An 8,875-nucleotide genomic window follows, 5' to 3' on the forward strand; every position below is an offset into this window, starting at 1 on the left:
TTAGCTCAAAGGGCCAAGCTCAAAGCTGAAAGCATATTAGCTCAAAGGGCCAAGCTCAAAGGGCCAAGCTGAAAGCGTATAAGCTTAAAGCATATTAGCATGAAGCTGAAAGGGTAAGAGCAAGGAATTGAAAACGATGAAGGGGAAATAGCTGTGGAATTTGGATATGAAAATCTGGAAGTATGGAACAGGTCGGTTGATTTTGCTGTTAAAGTAATTGATATAGTTGAAAATCTTGACACGTCCAGGAAGCATTTCCGGTTGATAGAACAGATGGAAGCATGTTGCACATCCATATCGATGAATCTGGCTGAAGGAAAAGGTCGGAATTCTAAAAAAGAGTTTGTCCAGTTTTGTTACATTGCCCGGGGCTCCCTGTATGAAACAATGACTCTCTTGGAAATTTTCAGAAGAAAAAAATGGCTTACTGATAATGATTTTGCAGCCATAAAAAAAGAAGGTCTTCAAATCGCCGCCATGATCAAGGGTCTGATAAATTCAATATACGCATCCATGGACAAAAAATAGTTGCCTTGAGCCTTGAGCTTTAGCCACTTATACTTTCAGCTTTGAGCTTTCAGCATTAAGCTTTGAGCTTTCAGCATTAAGCTTTGAGCTTTCAGCATTAAGCTTTGAGCTTTCAGCATTAAGCTTTGAGCTTTCAGCATTAAGCTTTGAGCTTTCAGCATTAAGCTTTGAGCTTTCAGCATTAAGCTTTGAGCTTTCAGCATTAAGCTTTGAGCTTTCAGCATTAAGCATTGAGCTTTCAGCATTAAGCTTTGAGCTTTGAGCTTTAAACTCTCATGCTTTGAGCTTTAAGCTTCATACTTATAAGAAATGTGCGGAATAACCGGAGCCTTAGCGCTCAATCATAAAACAATCCACAAGGATTGCGCCAAACCCATGGCGGACATCCTGGCCCATAGAGGGCCTGATGATGCAGGATACCTGTTTTTTCATACCGGCTGCCGCCACGCGCGTAAAATATCCTTTGCTCTGAATCTGGCAGATGAAAAATTCCAGCACATTTCCGAACTCCTGCCGCCTCTGGAGTCCCGTGCAGCCCAGCATGAACTTAACTCCCACGACTGGGACCTGTTTATGGCGCACCGCCGCCTGGCCATTCTGGACGTATCCCCGGCCGGGCACCAGCCCATGAGCGATCTGAGCAAAAATATCTGGCTGGTCTATAACGGGGAAATCTACAACTACAGGGAATTGCGCGATGAACTCAAAGCCTGCGGCCACCGCTTCCGCACAGGAACGGACACAGAGGTCATCATCTATGCCTATATCGAGTGGGGCATTAAATGCGTTGAAAAATTAAATGGCATGTTCGCTTTCTCCCTGTATGACAACTTTACCCAAAAGCTCTATCTGGTCAGAGACCGCTACGGAATAAAACCACTTTACTACACCTTTGCTGAAGGTACTACCGGGCCGTGGTCAACCGGGATTTTGAGGATTATATTGATAAATATTACAAATTCTGGCAAAGACTTATACCCAACAGGATGCTGAAAAATGTTCTGGCTCCCATCTGGGACCAGGTGGAACATGTCTGGTCCAGAGATATTTTCAAAGATGTATTTCCTGATCATGATCAAGGTCCCTGCTCCCCTGAAGAATACGTAAACCGTTCCCTGTATTTCGAGGCCAGGACCTTTCTGCACGGCCTGTTTGTGGTCGAGGACAAGCTGTCCATGGCCCACTCTCTGGAGACAAGAGTGCCCTTCATGGACAATGATCTGGTAGACTTTGCCATGCGTCTGCCCGTGAAATTCAAGCTGGGCAATCTCCAGGAAGTGATCAAACTGGACGAGAACGAGCCGTCAGGTAAAAGACACAAGTATTTTCATAAAACCAGGGACGGAAAACTTCTCTTACGTAAAATGATGCAGAAATACGTACCTGGGGATATTGCCAACGGGGTCAAGCAGGGATTCAGCTCCCCGGATCAAAGCTGGTTCAAGGGTGAGAGCATTGAATTCGTCAAAAAGCGCATCCTGAGCCAGGATTCACCCATTTACAACTATTTTGACCCCCAAAGCGTCCGGGACATGGTCAACGAACATATTGAAGGCCGCAAAAACCGCCGCCTCTTCATCTGGTCGCTCATTAACTTCGACCAGTGGCTGAGGACTTTTGAGATTGAGTAAGGGGGGGAAGTGGTAAGGGGAAAGCGGCAAGCGAAGGGCAGGTAAGCGGTAAGAGGCAAGCGGCAAGCGTCTTTGCTTCCCTCTTTCCCCTTGCCACACTGGCTTACCCCTTACCCCTTTCCGCATTCGCTACGAGCTATGAACTACCAGCGATTTTGCTTTCAGCTATCAGCTATGAACTATTTCGCTTTCAGCTAATATGCCACGAGCTGCGATCTACCAACAATGAACAACAAACTTAGTAATTATAAAATCCTTAAAAAGTGCTGTAGTCACAAGATGATAAATGTCGAACAGATAAAATTATCCGATTCATCCTGGCCTGAGCATTTACACCAGGCATGAAAATGGAGGGCTGAACATCCCATTAGATACAGTATGCAGGCCATATTTGACATCAACCCGATCACTGAAAAGAATTGCATATAATAATAAGAGCATGAATGATGATCTGAAAAGTTTGCTTTTGCGGCTACCAACTCCTCAGTTTGTCTGGTGCGCAGACTTTATTTCAAAAGATGACTTTTCGTTGACTGTCAGCAGAATTATTATTGATGCGACAGCAGGCACATTTGAACCGGAACCCTGGCTGATTTACCACGATCAGGAACATATTATTTTTTATGATAGTGATGAGGACCAGTGGTATCAGCATGATGTTGTAATCCATCCATATGAAACCTATAGAAACAACCTAAAGGAATATTAGAAAATGACCTTTAAAGCCATAATAAAAAAAGATGTAGAGCCTAAAAAAATTGTTTCACCGTCAACAGATCAATATAAACGAAAACAAGGTGAAGTTAATTCAAGAATCAAGGAAATTGTCAAGCAATATGACCGTTCCATAGAAGAAGCATCGAAGCATTATGTCAGAAATTTTTGCTAATGTGTCATTGTAAATGGAATTCAGCTTTGAGCTTTCACCTTTGAGCTTTGAGCTAATATGCTACGAGCCACGAGCTACGAGCTATCAGCCACCAGCTATCAGCTATGAGCTACGAACCATCAGCCACGAGCTATGAACTACCAGCTATGAGCTAAAACCATGAGCAAAAAAAAGAATCCAGCCCTTCCCCATTTAAAAGACAGCCCCGCTGTCCGCTCATCAGCAGCTGAGTACCTGACCTTTGTGGCGGCCACTGGCAAGGGCGGCGTTGCTGCGGTTTACGCCGATGAAAACATCTGGTTGACCCAGAAAATGATGGGTGTGCTTTATGATGTTGAAACGCACACTATCAACTATCACTTGAAAAAAGTATTCACCGACATGGAGTTGGAAGAAGAATCAGTTATTCGAAATTTTCGAATAACTGCTGCTGACGGCAAAAGCTACAACACCAAGCACTATAACCTGTCTGCGATCATTGCCGTAGGATACAAGGTCAACTCCGAGCGGGCCGTACAATTTCGCAAATGGGCTACGGGAATCATTGAAGAGTTTACCATCAAAGGGTTTACCATGGATGACGAGCGCCTCAAAAATGGCGGTTCCATCCTTTCTGATCAATATTTTGAAAAACAATTGCAGCGCATCCGGGAGATTCGTCTTTCTGAGCGAAAATTTTACCAGAAGATTGCTGACTTATACGCCACTTCCATAGATTAAGATAGGACCGCTCAAGCCACTAAGCATCTTTTTTTTGACTGTCCTGAACAAACTGCACTGGGCCACAGCGACTGAAACATCTTGGGGTCAGCCCCCATGCAGAGTGGCAGAGACTTGGCCCAATAAAAAAGGAGATGAGAAATGAATACAAAACCCTTATTTGTCAGGGCTGAATGGGATAATGAAGCAATGCTATGGGTGGCCACCAGCGATGATGTTCCCGGCCTTGCTACTGAATCAGACACCCTGGAAAATCTTGTCCAGAAACTGAAAATCGTTATCCCTGAACTTCTTGAGGCCAATGGAGTGGATTTGTCCAAAGAAACTCCATTTGAACTATTGAGCAGGAGATTTGAGATCGCACAGGGGCCTGCTGTCTGATGGCCGATTATACAAAGGATCTTAAAAAGATCCTGCGTGAAGCCAAGTGCACATTTGAAAGACAAGGAAAGGGCGATCATGAGCTATGGTACAGTCCAATAACCTAAGTCAGGTTTGTGGTGGACAATGCGATAAAATCAAGACATACGGCCAATGCCGTTCTGAAGCAGGCTGGACTGCCTAAAACTTTTTGAAAAGTTCATGGTCAGAACCCGGTGACTACATAAAGATGCCATGACGCTTTAGATTGAAACTGCGAAAAAATATATTGCTCCTGTCTCAGCGCCAATGGGAGGCAGGATTGTTTAAGCTTGAGTAAAAACCTTGTGACTGACCTGGGACATCAAGCTTTGGATTACGGACTTGGAATCACTTTTTTCCGTGTCCTTCAGTGTATTCCGTCTGCCCCGTGTAACCGGGGTTCCCTCTGGAGTGTTACACTGGGGTGGGCTAAACTCTTTTCTTAACGCGTTTTGTAAAGACTGAGAGGTGATGAGTTATGAAGTATCCGGTAAATATCAAGAAAACTGAGGAAGGGTATAGCGTATGGGCTCCTGGGCTGCCTGGCTGCTGGTCCCAGGGTTTGACAGAAGAAGAGGCTCTTGAAAATATCAAAGAGGCCATCCAGGATTATCTTTATACGGTAAGCTCCCTGAATGCCGGAAAGGACGTGAGATACGTGGAAGTTGATTATGCCTAAACTGCCTGGAGTCAATCATCAAAGGGCGGTACAAGTTTTTGAGAAACGCGGATTCTGGGTTGTCAGGCAAAGAAAACATATAACAATGACCAACGGCGAAAGGATTATCAGCTTGTTGAAAAAATCCTTACCCAGCAGACTGTTCAAAAATTCCAAGTGCAAGAAGTAAAAAAAGTTCAAGGTCGCAGCGTATTTAGGATACGTAAGGGTTTGAACTTTTTGCAGCGACGCAGCAATTGGGAGATTTTCAACAGTATGTTATAACCATACCATGCTCAAGCCCCCATTAATGCCTTTACAATGGCAGGGATTATCAGGGATGCGGGCATGACCGTGGAAGAATTCAAGGGTCTTTTGTAATGCGGCGTATCATGGATACATATGAAGTCTTTGAGTTGTTAGCGCTTTAAAAATTGCCGTGCTTTGGAATCCGGAATTCTGACCTTGGACCTCAGGCTTCCTTGATTTTCCGTGAATTTCGCCTGCCCCGTGTAACCTGGGTCCCCTCTGGGGTGTTACAACAGGGTGGGCTAAATCTTAACTCATGATTTTTCCCACGAAATGTACTGTAGGACACGGAAGGTCGGGAAGATTGCATGGCAACCCTAACCGGCATTTGGTTGGAGAATTTATCGATGGAAACAATAAAGACGCAAGTAAATATTTCGGATAATCGGCGGCTCGTCATTGACTTGCAAATCCCAGCCAACATCCCGACTGGGAAGATGGATGTTGTTTTAGTTTTTCCCGGACACCAGAAAAGTCCGTCCAAGTCAGCCCGCGTACTCGGGGCATATAAAGGAAGGATCAGGATTGGCGAAGATTTTGACGAACATCTCGGAGATAAGTTCTGGCTGGGAGAGAATAATGAACTTTCTGCTTGATACGCATGTTTTCCTGTGGTTGGCTGCATATCCAGAGAAACTGTCTAACAGGGCTGAGCAGATTGTTCTGAATGCGGATAATTCCCTGTTCTTGAGCATTGTCAGTCTCTGGGAAATGCAGATCAAAATTCAGCTTGGCAAGTTGGAACTTGATATTTCCTTGGTAGATTTTTGGCATGGCCAACAAGAAAAATTGCAGCTCATCTTTCTCCCGGCAAAAGAAGAGCATGTCTGGGCTTTGGCAAATCTTGCCCTGATCCACAAAGATCCGTTTGACAGACTGTTAATTGCACAATCACTGTATGAAAATATGCCAATCATTACCGCAGATGGCACTATAAGCAAATATAATGCAGAGGTGATTTGGTAATAACGAATATTTTCAAAAATTACATTTTTTTCCGTGTATTCCGCCTGCCCCGTGTAACCGGAGTCCCCTCTGGGGTGTTACACTGGGGTGGGCGATAATCTTCTGTCTTTTTTCTTTTTTTCTGACCTCGGACTCTGGGCTTCGGATCCCGCATCCAGACAGCACATCTCTTGCATAAACTCTTTCCAAAGCCTCATATGGGCATGAATTGCACCCCAGAGGCCTGATCATTCAATACAAACAGCTGGCATCATCAACAGTCAAAATACCGACCAGGGGTGATTTCATAATTTTACCCTAATCACGTGTTACGTGAAAGCGGTAAAAAAAGAATTTGTTGGCCACAGACAAGAAAGGCAGACGAGTAAGACAGACGTAAGATAATTTCCAGTGGAGGACTTCTCCAGCAGAGCAAGCCGCCAGGTATTTAACTGGGGTTTGAATGGAAAAATGAACTGGAAAAAAATCAATGATAGCAAGGCATAGCAGAAAATTCCGTATACCTCCAATGAGACATAAGGCGTATCGCTAATGATACTCGCTGGTTACAAGAGCAGCTTGGGGTCAGATCCCATGCCTCAGTAATTGACGCGGTCACGAGCGCAGCGAATTACACTATGGGGCAAAATATTGGTTTTTTTTTGAAATGAAATGTAATAATGTCAGTTTTTTGCTGGTCTCAGAGACCTGACCTCATTCTAAATATTATCCCGAGGATGCATGGATATGAATGAAGCTGAACTCCTGGCCATCATTGCCCGTGGCGAGGATACCCGCCATCAATTCAAACGTGACTTCAGCAATATTGACTCACTTGCGGCGGAATTGATTGCTTTTGCCAATACAAGCGGCGGATTATTGCTCATTGGCGTCTCTGATGACGGACATATCGCCGGTTTGAATTCAGCGGATGTGTCCAGACTCAATCAGTTGCTGTCAAATGCTTCCTCGCAAAGTGTTCGTCCTCCAATCAATCCGTCAACCATGAATGTCCATACCAGGAATGGCATCGTCATTGCGGTCGACGTTGCTGAAGGTTTGAACAAGCAGTACGTAGACACTCTGGGTAGGATTTGGGTCAAAAACGGGGCGGACAAACGCCATGTGACTGCTCGGGAAGAGATGCAGCGTCTGTTTCAATCATCCGGACTGGTTTACGCAGATGAAGTTCCTGTACGACCGGCCACCATCAAAGATCTTGATCTGGACACTTTTGGCCAATATTTTGAAAGGCGCTACAAGAGGTCAGTTGAAGCAACCGGCCTTTCCTTGCCGCAATTGCTCAAGAACCTCAATCTGGCGCAAGACAACTTTTTAAGCTTAGCCGGCTTACTTTTGTTCGGCAAAGCGCCTCACGTTTACAAACCCTCTTTTATCGTCAAAGCCGTCGCTTTTCCCGGAACAGTGCTGCATGACAAGCGATATCTGGACAGTGAAGACATCGACGGCAACCTGCTTGAACAGTACCGCCGCGCCATGGTCTTTCTAAGTCGCAACCTTCGCCATGTGCAGGGCGATCAAGGATTTAACAGTCCTGGCTTGTTAGAGATCCCCGAGGATGTCTTCGAAGAGTTGCTGGTCAATGCACTAATACATCGTGATTATTTTCTTAGCGCCCCTATTCGCCTGCTAATTTTTTCCGATCGCGTTGAGATCATAAGCCCCGGACATCTGCCTGACCACCTGGATACCGAAAAGATCCGCTACGGCATTTCGAACTTGCGTAACCCCGCTTTGGCTTCCCATGCATTTTCCATCCTGCCGTACCGTGGACTTGGAAGCGGCATTCCTCGCGCATTGGCAACCTGGCCAGACCTTGAACTGATTGACGATCGCCCTGGTAATCAGTTCAAAGCTGTAGCCCACCGCCCAGTTGACGGCGATGTGCAGCCAGAGTCGCAGCCAGAGTCACAGCAAGAGTCACAGCCAGAGTCGTTGGAAGACGCCATAATGCGCATCCTGACCGACAAACCAGCCAGCAAGGTAGATATTTCCAAAAAGCTCGGGCAAAAGCAGATTTCTGGTCAACTAAATAAAGTCGTGCGTAAGTTGCTTGAAGCTGGAATGATAGAATACACTATCCCGGAAAAACCCAAAAGCCGTTTGCAAAAATACAAAATCAGGTCGGATTGAGTTTAAATTATGTGCTACGTAAAAGCGGTAAAAAAGAATTTGTTGGCCACAGACAAGAAAGGCAGACGAGTAAGACAGACGTAAGATAATTTTCTGAATCACGTGTTACATAAAAGCAGTAAAAAGTGGCTTTTTTACCTAAATCACGTGGCACGTGAAAGCGGTAAAATTAAACAAGTTAGAAAGCAACCTACTTGAGTGGGAATTTTGATTCGAGAGAGTTTGCAAGTTAATCATCTTTTATTTCAGTTTGTTAAGTACAATACAGGCTGTTTTCAAGGGGAAAAGTTGTCTGTAAGGGGTAAAAATGAGCTATTTTAGAGGGTCAAATTCAATAAAATCAGGTACTTGATGGTCTCAGAGACCTGGCCCTGATTATCTGGCCAAAAGATATGATCAGCTACTCCAGGGCTTGCCAATGTCTACCCCCTGGCAGCACCCGGACAGTGATTCAGCCTGGCATCTTTACGTAATCCGCCTCAAGCTGGAAGAGATAGACTCAAGCCGCAGGGAAATTTTTGAATATATGAGAAAGCAGGGTATCGGCGTTAATGTGCACTATATTCCGGTACATACTCAGCCTTACTACCGCAGAATGGGTTTTGACCGGGGAATGTTTCCAGAGGCAGAACAATATTA

The 8,875-nt window shown here is 45.0% G+C and carries 13 protein-coding genes; 12 read left to right on the forward strand and 1 reads right to left on the reverse strand.

Going from position 1 to position 8,875, the window contains the following annotated elements; genetic code table 11:
* Positions 1-153: 153 nt before the first annotated feature.
* Positions 154-528 carry a four helix bundle protein gene (locus LZ23_RS21955; RefSeq protein WP_045217754.1) on the forward strand — a complete coding sequence of 125 codons (375 nt, stop codon included), beginning with the start codon at positions 154-156 and terminating at the stop codon, positions 526-528.
* 35 nt (positions 529-563) lie between these two features.
* Here the strand turns inward: LZ23_RS21955 and LZ23_RS24445 are convergent, their stop codons facing one another.
* Complete coding sequence (locus tag LZ23_RS24445; RefSeq protein ID WP_157493451.1) at positions 564-773, reverse strand: hypothetical protein; 210 nt, start codon at positions 771-773, stop codon at positions 564-566.
* Positions 774-837: 64 nt separating this feature from the next.
* Here LZ23_RS24445 and LZ23_RS25235 point away from each other — a divergent pair, with 64 nt between their 5' ends.
* From LZ23_RS25235 to LZ23_RS22015, 11 genes are all read left to right on the forward strand, one after another.
* Positions 838-1,521 (forward strand): asparagine synthetase B family protein, encoded by a 684-nt coding sequence (locus LZ23_RS25235; protein WP_232300563.1) that lies wholly within the window; start codon positions 838-840, stop codon positions 1,519-1,521.
* Positions 1,443-2,159, forward strand: a complete 717-nt coding sequence (locus tag LZ23_RS25240) for an asparagine synthase-related protein (protein WP_232300564.1) — start codon at positions 1,443-1,445, stop codon at positions 2,157-2,159. Before LZ23_RS25235 ends, LZ23_RS25240 begins: the two co-directional genes overlap by 79 nt.
* Before the next feature lie 391 nt (positions 2,160-2,550).
* Entirely contained in the window at positions 2,551-2,868 is a 318-nt protein-coding gene (locus LZ23_RS21970; protein ID WP_045217758.1) for a hypothetical protein, read from the forward strand.
* Between the two features lie 3 nt (positions 2,869-2,871).
* The gene (locus LZ23_RS24450; protein ID WP_157493452.1) at positions 2,872-3,048 is read left to right on the forward strand and encodes a hypothetical protein; all 177 of its coding nucleotides are present in this window, start codon (positions 2,872-2,874) and stop codon (positions 3,046-3,048) included.
* A 159-nt stretch (positions 3,049-3,207) separates the two neighbouring features.
* The gene (locus LZ23_RS21975; RefSeq protein WP_198146082.1) at positions 3,208-3,768 is read left to right on the forward strand and encodes a virulence RhuM family protein; all 561 of its coding nucleotides are present in this window, start codon (positions 3,208-3,210) and stop codon (positions 3,766-3,768) included.
* A 141-nt stretch (positions 3,769-3,909) separates the two neighbouring features.
* On the forward strand, positions 3,910-4,149 hold the full coding sequence (locus tag LZ23_RS21980; protein WP_045217760.1) for a DUF1902 domain-containing protein: 240 nt from the start codon (positions 3,910-3,912) through the stop codon (positions 4,147-4,149).
* A gap of 499 nt (positions 4,150-4,648) precedes the next feature.
* Entirely contained in the window at positions 4,649-4,849 is a 201-nt protein-coding gene (locus LZ23_RS21990) for a type II toxin-antitoxin system HicB family antitoxin (protein ID WP_045217761.1), read from the forward strand.
* A 635-nt stretch (positions 4,850-5,484) separates the two neighbouring features.
* Complete coding sequence (locus LZ23_RS21995) at positions 5,485-5,733, forward strand: hypothetical protein (RefSeq protein ID WP_157493453.1); 249 nt, start codon at positions 5,485-5,487, stop codon at positions 5,731-5,733.
* Entirely contained in the window at positions 5,717-6,103 is a 387-nt protein-coding gene (locus LZ23_RS22000) for a type II toxin-antitoxin system VapC family toxin (RefSeq protein ID WP_045217763.1), read from the forward strand. Before LZ23_RS21995 ends, LZ23_RS22000 begins: the two co-directional genes overlap by 17 nt.
* A gap of 726 nt (positions 6,104-6,829) precedes the next feature.
* Positions 6,830-8,236 (forward strand): RNA-binding domain-containing protein, encoded by a 1,407-nt coding sequence (locus LZ23_RS22010; protein ID WP_045217765.1) that lies wholly within the window; start codon positions 6,830-6,832, stop codon positions 8,234-8,236.
* Positions 8,237-8,654: 418 nt separating this feature from the next.
* A partial coding sequence (locus LZ23_RS22015) for a DegT/DnrJ/EryC1/StrS family aminotransferase (protein ID WP_045217766.1) occupies positions 8,655-8,875 on the forward strand: 221 nt, incomplete at its 3' end.

It is taken from the genome of Desulfonatronovibrio magnus, from assembly GCF_000934755.1.
GTDB classification, from domain to species: Bacteria; Desulfobacterota; Desulfovibrionia; order Desulfovibrionales; family Desulfonatronovibrionaceae; genus Desulfonatronovibrio; species Desulfonatronovibrio magnus.